The organism is Streptomyces sp. NBC_00726, from assembly GCF_045161735.1.
Classification (GTDB): Bacteria; Actinomycetota; Actinomycetes; order Streptomycetales; family Streptomycetaceae; genus Streptomyces.
The window spans coordinates 5,757,182-5,776,063 of sequence record NZ_CP108983.1; the positions used below are offsets into that span (position 1 = coordinate 5,757,182).

General features: G+C 70.7%; 17 protein-coding genes. 9 read left to right on the forward strand and 8 right to left on the reverse strand.

Going from position 1 to position 18,882, the window contains the following annotated elements:
* The first annotated feature begins 58 nt into the window (after positions 1–58).
* Both OG338_RS25610 and OG338_RS25615 read left to right on the forward strand, forming a co-directional pair.
* Positions 59–1,939, forward strand: coding sequence for a non-ribosomal peptide synthetase (locus tag OG338_RS25610; protein WP_405939568.1), 1,881 nt, complete (start codon positions 59–61; stop codon positions 1,937–1,939).
* Positions 1,940–2,168: 229 nt separating this feature from the next.
* Positions 2,169–3,530 (forward strand): hypothetical protein, encoded by a 1,362-nt coding sequence (locus OG338_RS25615; protein ID WP_405939569.1) that lies wholly within the window; start codon positions 2,169–2,171, stop codon positions 3,528–3,530.
* Positions 3,531–3,788: 258 nt separating this feature from the next.
* On the opposite strand, the gene OG338_RS25620 is transcribed toward OG338_RS25615, so the two are convergent.
* The 8 genes from OG338_RS25620 to OG338_RS25655 form a co-directional block, all read right to left on the reverse strand.
* Positions 3,789–5,246, reverse strand: coding sequence for a catalase (locus OG338_RS25620; RefSeq protein WP_405939570.1), 1,458 nt, complete (start codon positions 5,244–5,246; stop codon positions 3,789–3,791).
* 205 nt (positions 5,247–5,451) lie between these two features.
* Complete coding sequence (locus tag OG338_RS25625; RefSeq protein ID WP_405939571.1) at positions 5,452–6,351, reverse strand: 2-hydroxy-3-oxopropionate reductase; 900 nt, start codon at positions 6,349–6,351, stop codon at positions 5,452–5,454.
* Between the two features lie 45 nt (positions 6,352–6,396).
* Entirely contained in the window at positions 6,397–7,236 is an 840-nt protein-coding gene (locus OG338_RS25630; protein ID WP_405939572.1) for a TIM barrel protein, read from the reverse strand.
* A gap of 240 nt (positions 7,237–7,476) precedes the next feature.
* On the reverse strand, positions 7,477–8,919 hold the full coding sequence (locus tag OG338_RS25635; RefSeq protein WP_405939573.1) for a cellulose binding domain-containing protein: 1,443 nt from the start codon (positions 8,917–8,919) through the stop codon (positions 7,477–7,479).
* Between the two features lie 40 nt (positions 8,920–8,959).
* Positions 8,960–10,552 carry a beta-N-acetylhexosaminidase gene (locus tag OG338_RS25640; RefSeq protein ID WP_405939574.1) on the reverse strand — a complete coding sequence of 531 codons (1,593 nt, stop codon included), beginning with the start codon at positions 10,550–10,552 and terminating at the stop codon, positions 8,960–8,962.
* Between the two features lie 72 nt (positions 10,553–10,624).
* Positions 10,625–11,467, reverse strand: coding sequence for a carbohydrate ABC transporter permease (locus tag OG338_RS25645; RefSeq protein WP_405939575.1), 843 nt, complete (start codon positions 11,465–11,467; stop codon positions 10,625–10,627).
* The gene (locus OG338_RS25650; protein WP_405939576.1) at positions 11,464–12,450 is read right to left on the reverse strand and encodes a carbohydrate ABC transporter permease; all 987 of its coding nucleotides are present in this window, start codon (positions 12,448–12,450) and stop codon (positions 11,464–11,466) included. Before OG338_RS25650 ends, OG338_RS25645 begins: the two co-directional genes overlap by 4 nt.
* Before the next feature lie 39 nt (positions 12,451–12,489).
* Positions 12,490–13,758, reverse strand: coding sequence for an extracellular solute-binding protein (locus OG338_RS25655; RefSeq protein WP_405939577.1), 1,269 nt, complete (start codon positions 13,756–13,758; stop codon positions 12,490–12,492).
* Between the two features lie 227 nt (positions 13,759–13,985).
* Between OG338_RS25655 and OG338_RS25660 the strand changes: the two genes are divergently transcribed.
* The 7 genes from OG338_RS25660 to pucL all read left to right on the forward strand — a co-directional run bounded on the left by OG338_RS25660 (position 13,986) and on the right by pucL (position 18,852).
* On the forward strand, positions 13,986–14,825 hold the full coding sequence (locus tag OG338_RS25660; protein WP_405939578.1) for a GntR family transcriptional regulator: 840 nt from the start codon (positions 13,986–13,988) through the stop codon (positions 14,823–14,825).
* A 147-nt stretch (positions 14,826–14,972) separates the two neighbouring features.
* On the forward strand, positions 14,973–16,163 hold the full coding sequence (locus tag OG338_RS25665) for a lactonase family protein (protein ID WP_405939579.1): 1,191 nt from the start codon (positions 14,973–14,975) through the stop codon (positions 16,161–16,163).
* Positions 16,164–16,202: 39 nt separating this feature from the next.
* Positions 16,203–16,454, forward strand: coding sequence for a hypothetical protein (locus OG338_RS25670; protein WP_073861495.1), 252 nt, complete (start codon positions 16,203–16,205; stop codon positions 16,452–16,454).
* Positions 16,451–16,828 (forward strand): helix-turn-helix domain-containing protein, encoded by a 378-nt coding sequence (locus OG338_RS25675; protein ID WP_405939580.1) that lies wholly within the window; start codon positions 16,451–16,453, stop codon positions 16,826–16,828. The genes OG338_RS25670 and OG338_RS25675 overlap by 4 nt, the downstream gene beginning before the upstream one ends.
* Before the next feature lie 177 nt (positions 16,829–17,005).
* Positions 17,006–17,515 (forward strand): 2-oxo-4-hydroxy-4-carboxy-5-ureidoimidazoline decarboxylase, encoded by a 510-nt coding sequence (uraD, locus tag OG338_RS25680; protein WP_405939581.1) that lies wholly within the window; start codon positions 17,006–17,008, stop codon positions 17,513–17,515.
* Between the two features lie 13 nt (positions 17,516–17,528).
* The gene (gene uraH, locus OG338_RS25685) at positions 17,529–17,921 is read left to right on the forward strand and encodes a hydroxyisourate hydrolase (protein WP_330314326.1); all 393 of its coding nucleotides are present in this window, start codon (positions 17,529–17,531) and stop codon (positions 17,919–17,921) included.
* Between the two features lie 7 nt (positions 17,922–17,928).
* On the forward strand, positions 17,929–18,852 hold the full coding sequence (pucL, locus tag OG338_RS25690; RefSeq protein ID WP_405939582.1) for a factor-independent urate hydroxylase: 924 nt from the start codon (positions 17,929–17,931) through the stop codon (positions 18,850–18,852).
* Positions 18,853–18,882: the final 30 nt, after the last annotated feature.

Below are 18,882 nucleotides of genomic sequence, written 5' to 3' on the forward strand. Positions count from 1 at the left end.
TTGTTTGCGGCTTTTGTTTTGCGGCACACCAACTGAATTCTCGTGGGCAGGGTGAGGAATGTCGTACGACCAGGATCCGTGGGGCCGTTGCAGCCCGACGGACAGGAAGATCATCGAAGAGCTCCAGGGGCGCCCGGAGGACGTCGCTCCGGATGAGGTGGTGCGCCGCATCGCCGGAAACTACCGGGACCTCGGGCAGCGCACCGCCCTGGTCGACGGCGACCGCGCATGGAGCTACGAGGCGCTGGGACACAAGGTGTCCGCCCTCGCCGCCCGCCTCGCGGCGATGGGGGACGAGCAGGGCTGGGCGGGCCGGAAGACCCTCGCGGTGGCGCTCGGCCGCTCGGCCGAACTGGTCGCCGCAACGCACGCCGTCGCGCTGTCCGGCCATGCGTACTGCCCCCTCGGCACCGGTGACCCGCTCGCCTGGCGGAGCTCGATCGCCGCGCGCAGCGGCGCCGCCGCCGTACTGGTCGACGGTGGCGCGGACGCCGAGACCCTGGGGATTCCGCGGTTCGACGTGACCGGCCCCGAAGGTCCGGCCGCGGACCTCACCCCCGTACAGCCGCTGGCGGACGACCTGTCGCAGGTGATCTTCACCTCGGGGTCGACCGGGCGGCCCAAGGGGGTCCTCTGCACGCACGGCGGCTTCGCCAACCGCATCCACTGGATGCAGCGCGCTTTCGCGCTGACACCGGACGACCGCGTCGCGCTCAAGACACCCTTCACCTTCGACGTGGCCGGCTGGGAACTCTTCTGGCCGCAGTACGCCGGAGCGCGGACCGTGGTCATCCCCGAGGGCGCCCACGCCTCACCCGAGGCGCTCACCGACCTCTTCACCCGGCACCGGGTCACCGTCACCCACTTCGTCCCCTCGATGCTGCGACTGTGGCTCCAGGCCGGTGGCGCCCGGCGGTGCCCGGACCTGCGGCTGGTTTTTTGCAGCGGCGAGGCGCTGGGCGCCGATCTGGTCGAGGAGTTCCGCCGCCAGAGCGGGGCCCGGCTGCACAACCTCTACGGTCCGACCGAGGCGTCCATCGACGTCACGCACTTCGACGCGAGCGAGGGCGCGCGTACGCCGGTGCCCATCGGCCGCCCCATCGCCAACACCCGGATCTACATCCTCGACGAGGACCGCCGGGTCTGCCCCGTCGGGGAGACGGGTGAGATCCACATCAACGGGCTCGGTGTGGCCGCCGGCTACACCGGGGCCGACGCCGGCGACGACGAGCGCTTCGCCCCGCTGGGAATCCCCACCCCGGACGGCTGGCGGACCTTCCGCACCGGGGACCGGGGCACGTACACCGCGGACGGCCTGATCGAGTACGAGGGCAGGGCGGACGACCAGGTGAAGATCCGCGGACAGCGGATCGAGCTGGGTGAACTGGAAGCCGCCGTCCGCGACCACCCGGCCGTGACCGGCGCCTGCGCCCGCACCTACGAGAGCGCCACCGGACGGCTCTGCCTGTCCGCGTACGCCGTCGTCGCCCCGGAGGCACGCGGCACGGACATCGGCGGCGCGATCACCGAGCACCTGGTGCGGCGGCTGCCGAGCCGTTCACTGCCCGGCCGCATCGTGCTCGTGGACGAACTCCCGCTCAGCGCCCACGGAAAGGTCGACCGGACCCGCCTCCCCGTCCCGTCCCGCAGCCGCCCCGATTCGGGCCGCCCGTTCCTCCCTCCCGCCACCCGACTGGAGGTCCACATCGCCGAGATCTGGGCCAGGGTCCTGGACCTGGACGAGGTCGGCCGCGACGACAACTTCCACGACCTGGGAGGGGACTCCATGGCGGCCGTGGAGGTCTCGTTCCTCATCGCCGACCGCTTCGGCCTGGACTACGACCACGACCTGGTGGCCGACATCCTGATCAGCGGCGACACCGTGGCGGCCTCCGCGAGGATCGCCGCCGAGGCGGGTGTCGAGGACCGCGAGCTCTGATACGTGACGGGACGCGTCGTCCGGCAACACCGGCGGGCCCACCCGGGTGGTGGCGATGGACCAGACGGGAGACTTCGGCCGCTCCGCGTGGCGGCGCCATGGGCCCGGGGGCATCGTCATATGCACCCGGACCGGCTCCGGTGACCTGCGCAGCCGCCGAGACTTCCCGGCCGGCGGAAAGCACGTGCCACGTGTTCCTGCGGAGGACGGGAACAAACGAGGAGACTTCATGGTGAACCACCGGCCCGCCCTGCGGCGCGTGCTGACGAGTGCGTCGATCGGCCTCGTCCTGGCCGTCACGGGTGCCGCGGGGGCCGCACAGGCCGACGTGGGCGCGGCTCCGGCCACGGCTGCCGCCGCCCCCACTCCGCGCGCGGAGTGCCCGCCCACGACGCTGTGGGCCAACACCGGCGGAGCCACCCGGGACCTCATCCAGTACGACACCGAGGGCACCGCCCTCAGCACCGCCCCGCTCGTCCGCGACTACGGCGACATCGCGTTCAGCCCGGACGGATCGACCCTGTACGGGGTCGACTTCCCCGGCGACGCCGGGGCGACCACGCTCTACACCATCGACCCGGTCACCGGTGCGGAGACGGCGAGCACGCCGATCACCGGCCCCCTCGCCGAGGTCACCCCGCTGCCCGCCGTCAACGGCCTGACCGCCCGCGCGGACGGGGCACTGATCGCCGGCTCGTTCGACACCGGCCAGATCTTCCTGATCGACCCCGCCACGGGCGTCTCCACGCCGTTCCCCGCGTCCTTCCCGGCCGGGGTCGTCTCCGCCGGCGACTTCATCACGCTGGACGACGGCGACATCCTCGCCTTCGGCACCCCGGACGCGACGAGCCCGTCCCCGGTCTTCCGGATCCACCCCGACAACACCATCGTGCAGATCGGCACGGTCCCGCAGACCTTCGGTGCCGCGAAGTCCGCCGGAACGGTCTACGCCTTCGCCTCCAGCGGCGACATCAACCGGCTCGACAGCCTGCCCACCACCGCCTCCACCGACCCGCTGCCCGTTACGACCGTCAAGGCGACCGGCAGCGGTTTCTACGGAGCCACCTCCACCCAGGACTCCGGCACCTGCGTCACTCCCGCGTACACGGTCGCCAAGACGGCGACACCGGCGGGGAAGGCCGACGAGGGCGACGACATCACCTACCAGGTCACCGTCCACAACACCGGCACCACCCCCGCGAGCGGCGACTTCACCGACGACCTCGGCGATGTCCTCGACGACGCCACCCTCGTCCCCGGCTCTCTCACTTCCACCACCGGAGACGCGAACGTCAGCGGCGACACGCTCACCTGGACGGGCACCCTCGACCCCGACGCGACCGCGACCATCACCTACCGGGTGACGGTGAACACGCCGGACACCGGCAATCACACCCTGTCCAACACCGCCGTACCCACCGCCCCCGGCGGCACCTGCACCGCCACCGGTGCCTGCACCGTCACCATCAAGGTCAACAAGGCCGAGGACTGCGACAAGCCCGGCCACGAGCACGACCACGGAAACGGCCACGACCACGGCCACGATGACGAAGCCGGCACGTGGAGCAAGCAGAAGGCCGCCCGGCCCTGACCCGGGCCTGCGGCAACAGAGAAGGGCGCGGAGTACGGGACCGTATCCGTACTCCGCGCCCTCGTTCAGGGGGGAACAGGGGCCGCGGCGGCGGCGCGAAGGGGGGCTGCACGGGCCTTCAGGTCTGGTGACCGGGCCGCCCTCCCGCGTACCACCGCACTGGCATCACACCACCGCCGCGGCCTCGTCCTGCCCGCACCGCGCAACAACCCCTCATCCGGGTGGACGCGTCGGCGCGAGCAGGGTTCGGGGGTGAGGTCAGTCCTCGCGGAGGGCGCGGACCGCCTCCTCCACGCGCTTGCCGTAGTCGGCGTCGGCGGCGTGGAAGTGGGCGAGGTTCTTCTCGATGACGTCGTCCCGGGTCACCTGGGAGAGGCCGCCCGCGATGTTCGCGATCAGGCGGTCCTTCTCGTCGGCCGACATCAGCCGGTACAGCTCGCCGGCCTGGAAGAAGTCGTCGTCCTTGGTGTGGGCGGGCGCCTCGTGGGTGCCGGTCCAGCCCTGGACGGGGAGCGGGGCGGAGAGCGCCGTGTCCGTCTGGGCGGGGCCCGCGTACGAGTTGGGCTCGTAGTTCTTGTCGTGGCGCGAGCCGTACTGGGTGGCGTGCAGGCCGTCGCGGCCGTAGTTGTCCGCGGCGGCGGCGCGCGGCGCGTTCACCGGGAGCTGGGTGTGGTTGATGCCCAGACGGTAGCGCTGCGCGTCCGCGTAGGCGAACAGGCGGCCCTGGAGCATCTTGTCCGGGGACGGGCCGATGCCGGGCACGAAGTTGTTCGGCGAGAACGCGGCCTGCTCGACCTCGGCGAAGACGTTGTCCGGGTTGCGGTCCAGCACCAGCCGGCCCACCCGCTGGAGCGGGTAGTCCGTGTGCGGCCACACCTTGGTGACGTCGAACGGGTTGAAGCGGTAGTCCGCGGCCTCGGCGGCCGGCATGAGCTGCACGTACAGCGTCCAGGACGGGTTCATGCCGCGCTCGATGGCCTGGAGCAGGTCCGTCTGGTGCGAGCTGCCGTCCTTGCCGACGAGCTCGGCGGCCTGGTCGGCGGAGAGCGAGCGCACACCCTGGTTGGTCTTGAAGTGGTACTTCACGAAGTACGCGTCGCCCGCGGCGTTCGTCCACTGGTAGGTGTGCGAGCCGTAGCCGTTCATGTGGCGGTACGAGGCGGGGATGCCCCGGTCGCCCATCAGCCAGGTGATCTGGTGCGTCGCCTCGGGGGAGTGCGCCCAGAAGTCCCAGACGTTGTCCGGCTCCTGACGGCCCGTGAACGGGTCGCGCTTCTGCGAGTGGATGAAGTCGGGGAACTTGATCGGGTCCTTGATGAAGAACACCGGGGTGTTGTTCCCGACGAGGTCGTAATTGCCGTCGTTCGTATAGAACTTGAGCGCGAAACCGCGCGGGTCCCGCACCGCGTCCGCGCCGCCCAGCGAGTCGGCGACGGTGGAGAAGCGGAGGAACGTCTCGGTGCGGCGGCCCACCTCGGAGAGGAAGTCGGCACGGGTGTACGCGGTGACGTCGTCGGTCACCTCGAAGTAGCCGTACGCGCCGGAGCCCCGGGCGTGCACCACGCGCTCCGGGATGCGCTCGCGGTTGAAGCGGGCGAGCTTCTCCAGGAGGTGGCCGTCCTGGAGGAGGATCGGGCCTCCGGCACCCGCGGTGGCGGAGTTCTGGTTGTCGGCGACCGGGGCGCCGGACTCGGTTGTAAGCACACGCTGCGTCATGGTGTCGGGGCGACCTTCCGTACGGGGAGCTGCTGAACTGCGACGGCTCGGGGCTCCAGGAGCGTAAATACGCTCCGAACCTGACGTCAACAGTTTGTTGAAATTCGTGGTGGGAGGGTGTTCCGGACGGTGCCGGCGCCTGGGCGCGACAGGACAGGTGTCAGCGACGGCACCGTCCGGAAGTCTGAGGGGGAGGGGGCCGGGATCAGCCCTGGACGGGCCGGCCGGACAGGCGCTCGACCGAGCGCAGCAGCGCCGAGTGGTCCAGGCCGCCGTCACCCTGCGCGCGCAGCGAGGCGACGAGCTGGGCGACCACACCGCCGACCGGCAGCGCGGCACCGACGTTGCGGGCGGCGTCCGTGACGATGCCCATGTCCTTGTGGTGCAGGTCGATCCGGAAGCCGGGCGCGAAGTCCCGGTTCAGGAAGTTGTCCTTCTTGCGGGTCAGCACCGTCGAGCCGGCCAGGCCGCCGTTCAGCACGTCCAGCGCGGCGGCGAGGTCCACGCCGGACTTCTCCAGGAAGACCACGGCCTCGGCGCATGCCTGGATGTTCACCGCGACGATCAGCTGGTTCGCGGCCTTCACCGTCTGGCCGGAGCCGTGCGGGCCGCACAGCACGATGGTCTTGCCGAGTGCTTCGAGCACCGGCTTCGCCGCGTCGAAGTCCGCCTGCTCGCCGCCCACCATGATGGAGAGGACGGCCTCGATCGCACCGGCCTCACCGCCGGAGACGGGGGCGTCCAGGACCCGGATGCCCTTCTCGGCGGCGTTCTTCGCGAGGTCCACGGAGGTCTGCGGGGTGATCGAGGACATGTCGATCAGCAGCGCCCCGCGCCTCGCGTTCTCCAGGATGCCGTCGGGGCCGTACGAGATGGCCTCCACCTGCGGGGACGCGGGCACCATCGTGATGACCACGTCCGCGTCCCGGACCGCCTCGGCGATCGAGGAGGCGCCGGTGCCGCCGGCCGCGGCCAGCCGGTCGACCTTGTCCTGCTCCAGGGTGTAGCCGGTGACGTCGTAACCGGCCTTGATCAGGTTCTCCGACATGGGCGAACCCATGATGCCGAGACCGATCCACGCGACCTTGGGGAGGTTGTTGCTCATGAGGGTGTCTTCCGATCTACGTGTATGAGAGGGCTCTCGCCGCGCTCAGCGGGCGGGCCGCGCCGCGGCCGGGAGCCAGTCGAAGGAATCGGCGCTCGGGCGGTCGCCGGGCTTGTACTCCAGCCCGACCCAGCCCTCGTAACCGGCCTTCGTCAGCTCGTCCAGAAGCTGCTCCAGCGGGAGCGAGCCGGTGCCGGGCGCGCCGCGGCCCGGGTTGTCGGCGATCTGGACGTGCCCGGTCCTGTCGGCGTACGCGGTGATGACCTGGCTCAGGTCCTCGCCGTTCATCGACAGGTGGTACAGGTCCAGCAGGAACTTCGCGTTGCCGAGGCCGGTCGCCGCGTTGACCCGGTCCACGACCTCGATCCCGGCCGGTGCGCTCACCAGCGGATAGCGCGGCGATTCCGGCGCGTTCAGGGTCTCGATCAGCAGCACCGCGCCGATCCGGTCGGCGGCGCGGGCCGCCAGTACCAGGTTCTCCAGGGCGAGTTCGTCCTGGGCGGCGGGGTCGACGCCGTCGACCCGGTTGCCGTACAGCGCGTTGAGCGCCTTGCAGCCGACCGAGGCGGCGAAATCGGCCGCCACCTCGATGTTGGCCCGGAACCGCTCCGACTCCGCGCCGGGCACGGAGAGCGCGCCGCGGTCGGGGCCGGGGAGCTGTCCGGCGTAGAAGTTCAGGCCCACCAGCCGGGTGCCGGCGTCGTCGAGCGCCTTCTTGAGGGCGTCGAGCTCGGCCTGCTCGGGGGTGGGGGTCTCGATCCAGGGCCACCACAGCTCGACCGCCGTGAAGCCGGCCGCGGCGGCTGCCGCGGGACGCTCCAGGAGCGGGAGTTCCGTGAAGAGGATCGAGAGGTTCACATCGAAGCGCTGGTCCGGGTAGCCCATGAGGGTTTCGGCGCTCCTTCCGTATTGCGGAAGTTTGTTTCTGCTTAATGGAAGATTGCCTGTCGGGTGGCGGGGCTGTCAAGAGGGTCCCGGGAATTCGCGCCGGTCAGGAGGTCCCTACGACTCGGGACAGCGGTCCCGGGCAGAAGCTCCGGATACGTTCCGGACATGCTCCGGACATGCGAAAGGCGGGGCGGAGGCCCGTCGGCCGCCGCCCCGCCCCTGCGTCCCGCTACCGGATCACCCGGCCGGAACCGTGTCCTGGAACGTCGTCCCCGCCGCGCGGTACGCGGCCACCTTCGCGTTCACCTGCGCGGGCGTGAGGACCTGGTCCTTCACATGCAGCACGTAGTCCACCTGCTGGTCGTACGCGCGCGGGCCGGTGCTCGTCTGCCCGGCGAGGTCGATCAGCCACTGGTTGAAGTTGATCGACATCCCGCGCTCCGGCAGATAGGCCGCCCCGTGCGTGCCGAACAGCTGCCCGTCGATGTAGTACGTGATCGCGCTGTCGTCGATGGTCACCACCAGGTCGTGCCAGCCGGCGTAGCTCTGCCGGGACTCGGTGTGCTGGTTGACGGCCTCCCACGGGTCGGGCCGGTAGGTCTCCCAGGAGGTCGTGTAGAGGATGTTGCCGCTCTCGCCCCAGCCGCCGTTGGGCAGGTACTCGAAGTCGTACTCGGCGTAGTCGTCCGCCATCGGGGCCTTGAGGTCGTTGATGGTGAAGAACGTCTGGACGAGGTGGTCGCCGTCCGGGCCCGACTTCGGCGCGTCGTTGAACTTGACCCGCGCCGCGTAGGTGCCGTTGCGGAACTTCATCGACTGGGTCAGGATCTCGGTCTGCTTGGTCGATTCGCCGCTGCCCGCCGTCGACGTCTCCAGGTTCATGATGGAGTTGCCGCTCTGCGTGGCGAACGTGACGTTCTCCGGCGCCCAGGTGGCGCCCGGCACCCCGGGCCCGCCCGCGTTGGATCGGACGCTCCAGCCGTGCGCGGCGATCTGCGGGTCCGTGTGGCCGCTGTAGTTGAAGTCGTCGAAGAGCGTCGGCCCGTCCTCACCCGGGTCCGTCGGATCGGTCGGGTCGGTGGGATCGGTCGGGTCGGTGGGGTCGTTGCCCTCGGGGGCCGTGCCCCAGACCGTGGCGCCGCCGAGCTGCGCGGTCACCTTCGTCCAGTCGGCGTACGAGGTCGCGCCGGCGCCGAACGAGTAGTCGTCGCTCTGCACCAGCGGCTGCCAGCTGGACCGGTAGAACCGCAGCTGCATGTCACCGGAGTCGGCACCCGGTGCCAGGGAGCCCGCGCCGGAGGTGAAGCCGATCTCCAGATAGCGGTCGGCGGTGGCGGTCGGATGCGCGAGCGTGCCGAATGTGCCCGTGATGTTCCCGCAGCCCTTCACCGCCCAGGAGCAGGCGAACCGGTAGACCTCGCCCACCGCGTCGCCCTTGAAGTAGTAGCGGATCTTCACGTCGCTGAGCTGCACGGACCCGCTGCCGGTGTTGCGCACCTTCAGCCAGGGCTCGCTCTGGTCGGCGCTCGCGCCGGACGCGCCGGTGCGGTACTGCACGGAGATCGGTTCACCGGCGGCGCTCGCCGTCGTCGGGACGGCGGCCAGGGCCGTACAGCCGAGGGCCACGGTGACCGCGGCCGCCGCGGCGGCGCGCAGCCGGCTCTTCGCGTGTGACTTCATGCGTCTGTTCCTTCCGGGAACGTCGTGGGGGAGTGGGGAATCACGAGGTTGGCGCTGTTCCTGGGGATGCCGCGGTGAGCGGCCGGGGGGTCAGGGGGCGATAGCGGACGCCCAATGCGTCCAGGCGGGTGGTGTGGTGGCCGAGGCGGGCGAGGAAGCCGGGCCAGCCGTCGCCGCCGCCGGACCAGGCGCGGTCCGCGAGGGCGCACAGCCTCGGATACGTCTGGTACTCGATCCGGTCCGGGGTGCGCGCGTACTCGGTCCACAGCTGGGCCTGCGTCCCGAGCAGCCGGGACGCGTCGCCCGGCTCCCAGTCGTCGGTCAGCGAGCGGTCGCCGTGCACCGTGCGCAGCTCGACGGGCGGGCCCGGCTGCGTGAGCGGTTCGCCGGGGGCGTCGGACTCCGCGTAGTCGAGGTAGGTGACCCGGTGGTGGGCGGCGACCACCTGGTGGCCGCGGCGGGCGGCGGCACGGGCGTGGGCCGGGTCGCGCCAGGTCATCACCGTGAATTCCGGGGGGAGTCCGGTGCCGGTCTCGGCCCAGCCGACCGGGATACGGCCCCGCTCGGTGACGTACGCCCCGATGCGGCCCATGAACCAGCCGTGCAGCGCCCGCGCGTCGGGCAGCCCCTCGGCGGCGGCCCGCTCCCGGGCCGCCGGGCTGTTCTCCCACTCGGCGGTCGGGCACTCGTCGCCGCCGACGTGGATGTACGGCGACGGGAAGACGTCCATGACCTCGTCCAGCACCGTCCGGCAGAAGTCGAAGACCTCCTCGTGCACCCCGAACACCGTGTCGCAGACACCCCACTTGGTCCACACACCCAGCCGCCGCGACGGATCGTTGCCCAGTTCCGGATGGGCGGCCAGGGCGGCCCGCGCATGCCCGGGCATCTCGATCTCCGGCACGATCCGCACCCCGCGCGCCTCCGCGTACCGGACGAGGTCGCGCAGCTCCCGCGTGGTGTACGCCCCCGAGTGCGGGATGCCGTCGAAGCGCTCGACGGGGCCGCCCGGCGGACCGTCCATCGACTGGGTCCGGTGGCCGCCGATCCCCGTCAGTCTCGGGTAGGCCGGGACGGGCATCCGCCAGCCCTGGTCGTCGGTGAGGTGGAGGTGCAGCGTGTTCAGCTTGTGCAGGGCCATCAGGTCCACGTAACGACGCAGGTAGGAGACCGGCTGGAAGTGCCGGGCCACGTCGAGCATCGTGCCGCGCCACGGATGCGCCGGGACATCGCTGATCTCCACGCACGGCAGCGACCACGTGCCGCCCCGCCGGGCCCCCGCCGCCAGCGCTTCGGCGGGCAGCAGCTGGCGCAGCGTCTGGACCCCGCACAGCAGACCGGCCGGGCGGGCCGCCCGCAGCAGCACCGTGTCCGGGCCGATGGTGAGCCCGTACCCCTCCTCGCCGAGGCCGCTCAGCTGCGGGTCCAGGGCGAGCACGATACGGCCGGTGGCGGAGGGGGCGAGGGGGAGCCCGGTGCCGGGGGCGAGCAGGGTGCGCAGCAGGTCGGCGGCGCCCTCCGCGCCGGGGTAGGCCCGGATGCCGGTGTCCGGGGTCAGAGTGAAGCGGCCGGGGCGCGCGGAGATCTTGCGGGGGCGGGGGACGAGGGAGTGTTCGGGGCGGGGTTCGGGCATGCGGGGCCTCCGGGAGGGGGTGCGGGGTCGTCGGTCGGGCCGGGTCCGGCGGATCAGGGCAAAGGAAAGGCCCTAACCCTTGACGGCGCCGGCGGCGAAGCCGGAGGTGACATGGCGCTGGAGCAGCAGGAAGACCACCAGCGCGGGCAGGGCGAAGAGGGTGGAGGCGGCCATCGTGGCGCCCCAGTCGGTGCCGAAGGTGTTCTGGAACGAGGACAGCCAGACCGGCAGGGTGCGGCTGTCCTGGTGCTTGATGATCAGGAAGTTGGCGTACGCGAACTCGTTCCAGGCGGTGATGAAGCCGAACAGCGAGGTGGCCATCAGACCGGGCGCGAGCAGCGGCAGCGCCACCTTCCGGAAGGCGGCGGTCCTGGTGCAGCCGTCGACCTGCGCGGCCTCCTCCAGCTCCGGCGGGATCGTCCCGATGAAGCCGCGCAGCACGATCACCGAGAACGGCAGCGTGACCATGAAATAGACCAGCGTGAGCGTGGGCAGCCGGTCCAGCATGTCCGTGTCGCGGGAGATGATGTAGATCGGGATGATCAGCGACTCCCAGGGCGCCATCTGCGCGATGAACACCATCAGCATGAACTGCCGCCGCCCCTTCCAGCGCAGCCTGGCCACCGCATACGCCGATGCCAGGGCGACGATCAGCGCCAGCAGGATCGAACTGACCGTCACCAGCACGCTGTTGCGCCAGAACATCCCGAAGCCGTCGGCCTGCACGGCGGTGCGGAAGTGGTCCAGGGTCCAGGTGTGCGGGAAGAGCTGCGGGTTCGACGACTGGATGTCCCTGGACGGTTTGAACGCGGTGGAGATCATCCAGTACACGGGGAACAGACAGACCAGGACGGTCAGCGTGGCGGCGGCGTTCAGCGGCAGCCGGCGCAGTCGGGCGCTACGGGCACGGCTCATCGGATCTCGTCCTCCTGGCGGAGCATCTGGCGGAAGTAGAGGACGAGCACCCCGGACATCAGGACCACGGTGACCATCGAGGCGGCCGAGCCCAGGTCGTAACGCTGGCCGGCGAGTGCGGTCTGGACCGCGTACACGGGCAGGATCGTCGTCGCGTCGCCCGGGCCGCCCCGGGTCATCACCCAGATCTGGACGAACGCCTTGAACGTCCAGATCACCTCAAGCGAGAACACCAGCAGGAAGATCGGCCGGAGCACCGGCAGGGTGACCGAGCGGAAGATCCGGGCCCCGCTCGCCCCGTCCAGCCGCGCCGACTCGTACAGCTCGGCCGGGACCGTGGTCAGCGCGGAGTAGAGGGTGATCGCCGCGAACGGCACCGACTGCCACACGACCAGCAGGACCAGGATGGCGAAGGCGGCGGTGCCGTGCGCGAACCACGGATACCGGTCGAACGAGGAGAAGCCCGCACCGGTCAGCAGATGGTTGACGATGCCGAACTCGGAGTGGAACAGCCACTGGAAGACCGTGGTGGCCGCGATCACCGGCATCGCCCAGGCCAGCACCAGCGAACTGAGCACCACCGTCCGGGCGACCTTGCCGAGCCGCTCGGTCATCAGGGCGACCAGCGTCGCGATCACCATGATCAGGACCACGTTGACCGCCATGAACAGGAAGGTGCGCCGGACCACCTCCCAGAACCGCGGATCGCTCAGCAGCGTGCGGTAGTTGCGCAGCCCGACGAACTCCGCGTCGCCCGTGATCAGCTGCCGCAGCCGGAAGTCCTGGAGCGAGATCAGGACCGCCCGCAGCAGCGGATAGACCAGCAGATAGAGCATGCCGCCGACGGCCGGTGCGATCAGGGCGTACGGCCACAGGCCGCGCGGTTCCCCGGACCGCCGCCGGCGGGGCGGCGGTCCGGACGTGCCGGGTACGGCCCGGCGCCTGGGACTGGGGGGTGCGGTCCGTTCCCGGATGACCGACACGGCACGCCTCCTCTCGACGGTGTGGGTGGGAGCGGGGGATCAGGAGCCGGAGTTCATGGCCCGGGTGATGTCGGCGGACGCCTTCGCGGCCTCCTTCGCCAGGTCACCGCCGGTGAGGACCGCGGTCATGTAGTCCTTGATCGGGTTCTCCGCCTCGACCGCGGCCCAGCTCGGCGTGTTGGGCGTGGCGTGGCCGTTCGCCGCGCCGACCGCCATCGCGGCCGCGCCCGGGTCGGCGGCCACCGCGGAGGCGAGCGTGGTCCGGTTCGGCACGTAGCTCATGGCGACGGCGAGCTTCTTCTGCCAGGTGTCGCCGGTGAGTTCCTTGATGAAGGTGAGCGCGGCCTCCTGCTTGCCGGAGGCGGTGGGGATCACCAGGTCCGAGCCGCCGGTGAAAACGGCACCCGGGGTGTCGGCGGTCTTGCCGGGGATCGGGAAGAAACCCAGCTTCCCCTTCAGCTCCGGATTCTTCTCGATGACGACATTGGCGCCGCCCGGCGTGGAGATGACCTGGGCGACCTTGCCCTGCGCCATCACATCGGCCTGCGGCGGGTCGGCCTCGTCGGCGTCCTTGGGTCCCTTGCCGAGCGCCTGGAGCTTCCCGTAGAACTCCATCCCGCGCTGCGCCTCCGGCGTGTCCAGGGCGCCCTTCCACTTGCCCCCGGACCCGGTGGCGAGGTCTCCGCCCTCGTCCCAGACGAAGCCGGCCAGCGCGTACCAGGTCTGGCCCGGCAGGTAGATGCCCTGGTTGCCGCCCTTGTTCAGCTTCTCGGTGGCGGCGATCCACTGGTCGCGGGTCTTGATGGCCTTCGCGTCGATGCCGGCCTTCTCGAAGAGGTCGGTGCGATAGATGACCACCCGGTTCGCCGCGTAGTACGGGATGCCGTACTGCTTGCCCTCGTACGCCCCCGGCTCGGCCAGGCCCTTGAGCCAGTCCTCGCCGTTCAGCTCGGCCACCTTGTCGCTGAGGTCGAGCAGCCCGCCGCTCTGCGCGAACTGGGCGACCTGGGTGTTGCCGCTCTCGATGACGTCCGGGGCGTCGTTGCTGGCGAGCGCGGCGGTGATCTTCTCGCCGATGCCGTCCCACTCCTGGATCTGGATCCGGGCCCGGATGCCGGGGTGCGCCTTCTCGAAGCCCTGGACGAACTCCTTCTGGAACTGCGCCGAGACGCTGTCGCGCATCAGCCAGACGTCGATGCTGGTCCGGCCGTCACCGGACGCGTCGGAGGAGTCGTCGGACGAGCCACAGGCGCTGAGGACGGCGGCCAGCACGAGCGCGGACCCACCGGCAAGCAAGCGGTACTTCACGGTTCACCTCTGGGAGAACAGGACCTGACCACCTGACCAGTGAAGGCCGCTGGACAGCTCACCTCTTGTTGGTGGATGAAGGTGGCATGGACCAATGAAGCCGTCAACCCCCTGGTATTCAAAGGATTTTGGCGATCTCCCGGAGGGGTGGCCCGCTGGAGCGGCTACAATCGACCTGACCAGTAGTCCAGTGGTTAGGTATGTAACCCGCCAGAAGGGGGCAGCTCATGGACGCCGACGCATCGGGGACGGTGCTCAAACGGGAGCGGGCCCGGGACGCCATCCTGGAAATGATCGAGTCCCGGCGCCCGGGCGACGCGATCCCCTCGGAGCGGTCCCTGTGCGCCACGCTCGGCGTCTCCCGGCCCACCCTGCGCGCCGCGGTGGACGAGCTGGTCGCGGCGGGGCTCCTCGTGCGGGAGCACGGCCGGGGCATGTTCGTCGCGCCCGAGAAGATCACTCAGGAGCTGATCTCCGCCGACCTCGCCCTGTCCGTGCCGCGGGCGGCCGGGGCCTGGTCGAGCCGGCTGCTTGAGTTCACCACGCTCCAGGCCGGCGCCCGGGTCGGCCGGAAGCTGCGCATGTCACCGGCGGCCGACATCGTGTACGTGGCCCGGCTGCGGCTGGTCGACGGCGCGCCCATGGCCATCGAGCACCTGCACATCAGGGCCGAGCTGGTGCCCGGGCTCTCCGCCGAGGAGCTGGAGAGCGGCGACCTCTACGAGCACCTGCGGGAGCGCCACGACGTGCACGTCCACGAAGCGGTCCAGGCGATCGAGCCGACCGTGGTGACCCGCGCCGAGGCCCGCCTCCTGGACGTGCCCGAGCTGTCCCCGGCGCTGCTCTTCGAGCGGCTGACCTCGGACACCACGGGCCGCCCCGTCGAATACGTGCACTCGCTCTACCGGGGCGACCGCTACCGCATCGTCTCCCGCCTGGCCCTCGGCCCGGCCGCCGCCGTCGAGCCCCTGGAGGGCGGCCACCACCCGGGCATCCCGCCGGGCGACTTCGCACAGCGCGAGCCGATCACGTCCTCGACGCGGGGGGACATCCAGTCGGGAGACTGAGGGGGCGGGCAGGGGCCCCGCCGCGCCCGCACAGGGCGCCATGGTGTTGCGCCCTGTGCAATGGCCGGTGCACCTCTTGCGGTGGGCCTCGGGGAGGGCCACTGTGGCTGCCACATCCGACGCTACCGACCCCACGAGGTGCCTCGCATGACGTCCCCCACCAGCCGCCGCACCCTGCTCGGAGCCCTCCTGGCGGGCGGTGCCCTCGCCGCCGCCCCCAGCCTCCCGCGCACCGCGCCCCACCCCGTGCCCCACCACCCCCACCACCTGCCGCGCCCGCCGCACCCCGCCCACCCCGCGACCCGGAGCACCCGCACCCTCTACCTCGGCACCTACACCTCGACCAGCCCGGGCGGCACCGGCGTCGGCGTCGCCGCGTACGACCCGGAGACGGCGGGCATCACCGCCCGCACCGTCGTCACGGGCGTCGAAAACCCCTCGTACCTCGCCCTCCACCCCACGGGCGGCACGCTCTACGCGGTGGACGAGCAGCAGAACGGCGGCGTCACCGCGGTCGCTCTCGCCGATGGCTTCCGGGTGCTCGGCACCCGGTCCACCGGCGGCGCCGGACCCTGTCATCTCTCGGTCCACCCGGGCGGGCGGTGGCTGCTCAGCGCCAACTACACCTCGGGCAGCGTCGCCGTGCACCCGCTCGCCGACGACGGATCGGTGGGGGAGCGCACCGACCTGGTCGCCCACAGCTCGCCCGCCCCCGGACCCGGGCAGGACGGGCCGCACGCGCACCAGATCATCACCTCGCCCGACGGCGGCCATGTGCTCGCCGTCGACCTCGGGAACGACACGGTGTACACGTACCGGCTGGACGAGACGCGCGGCACCCTGGAACAGGTCTCGTACGCCGCGCTGCGGCCGGGCGCGGGCCCCCGTCACCTCACCTTCCACCCCGACGGGCGCCACGCCTACCTGGCCTGCGAGCTCGACAACACGGCGGTGGTCTGCGGTTACGACCCCGCCACGGGCACGCTCACCCCGGGCGACCCGCAGTCCACCGGCACCGGCTCCGGCACCAGCTACCCCGCGCAGTTCCTGGTCACCGGCGACGGCCGGTTCGCCTACCTCGCCAACCGGGGGCACAACAGCATCACCCGGTACGCGATCGAGGACGGCGGGGCCGCGCTGCGGCTGCTCGACACCGTGCCCGTCGGCGGTGACTTCCCCCGGCACACCGCGTTCTCGCCGGACGGCACCCTGCTCTTCGCCGCCAACCAGAAGTCCGGCACGGTCACCGCCTTCCGGGTGGACGCCGAATCGGGCGCCCTGACCTCGGCCGGAACCCCGTACCCGGCCCCGGCGGCCGTCTGCGTGCTGCCGGTGTAGGGCGCTAAGGTCGAGCCCGAGCCGTATCAGGGAGGCACCATGCGCTTGAGAGTGGAGTTCACCACCGAGCCCTTCGATCTGGACGAGGCGCCCGCGCACGCGGTCGTGGCGCGCGAGGTCATCCAGGGGGCAGGGCTGGACGCCGTCGACGTCGGCCCGTTCGGCAACACGGCGGAGGGCGGTGCCGACCAGGTGCTCACCGCCGTGGACAGCCTGCTGCGGCAGGCGCTGGCATCGGGTGCCACCCGGGTCTCGCTCCAGGTCAACGTCATCGGGGAGGACCCGAAGTGACCGGACCGGTGGACCACCCGCTCGTCACCGCCGTGAAGCCGCTCGCGGACGCCATGGGGGCCGAGCTCATCGGCCCTCGTGAGGCGCACCCCGACGACGTGGTGCTGGCCTGGGAGGGCGAGGACGTCGTGGCGGTCCGGCTGCCCCAGCTCTCGGAGTCGCTGGACCACATCCTGGCCGCGATGGAGCGCCGGCACGGCATGCCGCTGGCCGAGCTGGACCGTAAGTCCAAGCAGGAGGCCGTCCGGCTCCTGGAGGCACGCGGTGCCTTCTCCGTACGGCACGGGGTGGAGACCGTGGCAGGGGCGCTGGGCGTCTCCCGGTTCACCGTGTACAACTACCTGAACAGGGAAAACGGGGCCAAGAGCGGGTAGTTGGGCCATCCACGTACCGACTGCCGATGCATGATCGATCAAGCCGCCGCCCGGACCACCGGGCGGCGGCTTTTTCTGTATACGGAATTTCAACAAACTGTTGACGTCGTGTTGCGGAGGGCGTTAGCTATCCGCAGCCCGACCAACGCACAGCGAAGAACAGCCACGGAGGCTCCCGTGACTTCGAGCTCCACACCGGGCCTCACCCGGTTCAACACCCAGGCGGACGCCGAGGCGGCCGCCGCACTGCACGAGGTGTGTGCCAGTGCGGCATGGGGACGAGCGATCCTCGCCCACCGCCCGTACACCACCACCGAAGCCCTGCTCTCCACGAGCGACACCGCCACGGCGGCACTCGGCGCGGAGGACCTGGCCGAGGCCATGGCCGGTCACCCGCCGATCGGCCGCCCGAAGCCCGGGGACCCGACCTCCTCCCGCGAACAGCGGGGCATGGCCGGGGCCTCCGAGGAGCTCAAGGCCGAGATGCTCGAACTCAACCTGGCCTACCAGGAGCGGTTCGGACATGTCTTCCTGATCTGCGCCACCGGCGCCACCGGTGAGCAGATGCGCGACGCGGTGAAGTCCCGCATCGGGAACTCACCCGAGCGGGAGCGGGGGATCGTGCGCACCGAACTGGGCAAGATCAACCGCATCCGCCTCACCCGCCTCGTCACGGAAGACGCGTAACACAAGGAGAGTCTTGAGCACCTTCGCCACCGCATCGGTGTCCACCCACATCCTGGACACCAGCATCGGCCGCCCCGCCGCCGATGTCGCCGTCTCGCTCGCCGCCCGCCAGGGCGCCGGTGCCGAGTGGGTGACGCTCGGGGGCTCCGCGACCGATGCGGACGGGCGCTGCAAGGACCTGCCGGCCCTGCCGGAAGGCACCACCCATGTGCGGCTCGACTTCGAGACCGAGCCGTACTTCACAGCCAAGAAGCAAGCCGAGGCGCAGCAGGACGCCCCCCGCGTAAGGGACAGCGGCGCGTTCTTCCCCGAGGTGGCGATCACTTTCGCCGTCACCCCGGGCGAGCACTACCACGTACCGCTGCTGCTCAACCCGTTCGGCTACTCCGTATACCGAGGGAGCTAGCAGACACATGCCCACGATTCTCGGCCAGAACCAGTACGGCAAAGCAGAGAACCGCGTCGTCAAGATCACGCGGGACGGCGACACCCACCACATCAAGGACCTGAACGTCTCGGTCGCGCTCTCCGGCGAGATGGACGACGTCCACTACTCCGGCTCCAACGCGCACGTCGTGCCCACGGACACCACCAAGAACACGGTGTTCGCGTTTGCCAAGGAGCACGGGATCGAGTCCGCCGAGCAGTTCGGCATCCACCTCGCCCGTCACTTCGTGACCTCGCAGGAGCCGATCAAGACCGCGCGCATCCGCATCGAGGAGTACGCCTGGGAGCGCATCGCCACCTCCGACGCCAACTCCCGCTTCATCGGGTCCGACGAGGTCAAGCACTCCTTCGTCCGCAAGAACCAGGAGATCCGCACCGCCCAGATCACCTTCGACGGTGAGAAGTGGCAGGTCGTCTCCGGGCTCAAGGACCTGACCGTGCTGAACTCGACCAACTCCGAGTTCTGGGGCTACGTCAAGGACAAGTACACGACGCTCAAGGAGGCGTACGACCGCATCCTCGCGACCGACGTCTCCGCCCGCTGGCGCTACAACTGGACCAGCGACGAGCAGCGCATGCCGAACTGGGAGAAGTCCTACGAGCAGGCGCGCAAGCACATGCTGCACGCCTTCGCCGAGACATACTCGCTCTCGCTCCAGCAGACCCTGTACCAGATGGGTTCGCGCATCATCAACAACCGCAGCGAGATCGACGAGATCCGCTTCTCGCTGCCGAACAACCACCACTTCCTCGTCGACCTGGAGCCGTTCGGGCTCAAGAACGACAACGAGGTGTATTTCGCGGCCGACCGTCCGTACGGGCTCATCGAGGGCACCGTGCTCCGGGACGGCGTCGAGCCGCAGATCCCGGTCGACATGACCAACCTCTGACGCGGCGCCGCGCCGGTGCCCGCCCGCCCC

Excerpts from the sequence above, each read along its gene's own strand:
- OG338_RS25610 (WP_405939568.1), top strand. The coding sequence starts at position 59 with ATGTCGTACGACCAGGATCCGTGGGGCCGTTGCAGCCCGACGGACAGG.
- OG338_RS25615 (WP_405939569.1), top strand. The coding sequence starts at position 2,169 with ATGGTGAACCACCGGCCCGCCCTGCGGCGCGTGCTGACGAGTGCGTCG.
- OG338_RS25620 (WP_405939570.1), bottom strand. The coding sequence starts at position 5,246 with ATGACGCAGCGTGTGCTTACAACCGAGTCCGGCGCCCCGGTCGCCGAC.
- OG338_RS25625 (WP_405939571.1), bottom strand. The coding sequence starts at position 6,351 with ATGAGCAACAACCTCCCCAAGGTCGCGTGGATCGGTCTCGGCATCATG.
- OG338_RS25630 (WP_405939572.1), bottom strand. The coding sequence starts at position 7,236 with ATGGGCTACCCGGACCAGCGCTTCGATGTGAACCTCTCGATCCTCTTC.
- OG338_RS25635 (WP_405939573.1), bottom strand. The coding sequence starts at position 8,919 with ATGAAGTCACACGCGAAGAGCCGGCTGCGCGCCGCCGCGGCGGCCGCG.
- OG338_RS25640 (WP_405939574.1), bottom strand. The coding sequence starts at position 10,552 with ATGCCCGAACCCCGCCCCGAACACTCCCTCGTCCCCCGCCCCCGCAAG.
- OG338_RS25645 (WP_405939575.1), bottom strand. The coding sequence starts at position 11,467 with ATGAGCCGTGCCCGTAGCGCCCGACTGCGCCGGCTGCCGCTGAACGCC.
- OG338_RS25660 (WP_405939578.1), top strand. The coding sequence starts at position 13,986 with ATGGACGCCGACGCATCGGGGACGGTGCTCAAACGGGAGCGGGCCCGG.
- OG338_RS25665 (WP_405939579.1), top strand. The coding sequence starts at position 14,973 with ATGACGTCCCCCACCAGCCGCCGCACCCTGCTCGGAGCCCTCCTGGCG.
- OG338_RS25670 (WP_073861495.1), top strand. The coding sequence starts at position 16,203 with ATGCGCTTGAGAGTGGAGTTCACCACCGAGCCCTTCGATCTGGACGAG.
- pucL (WP_405939582.1), top strand. The coding sequence starts at position 17,929 with ATGCCCACGATTCTCGGCCAGAACCAGTACGGCAAAGCAGAGAACCGC.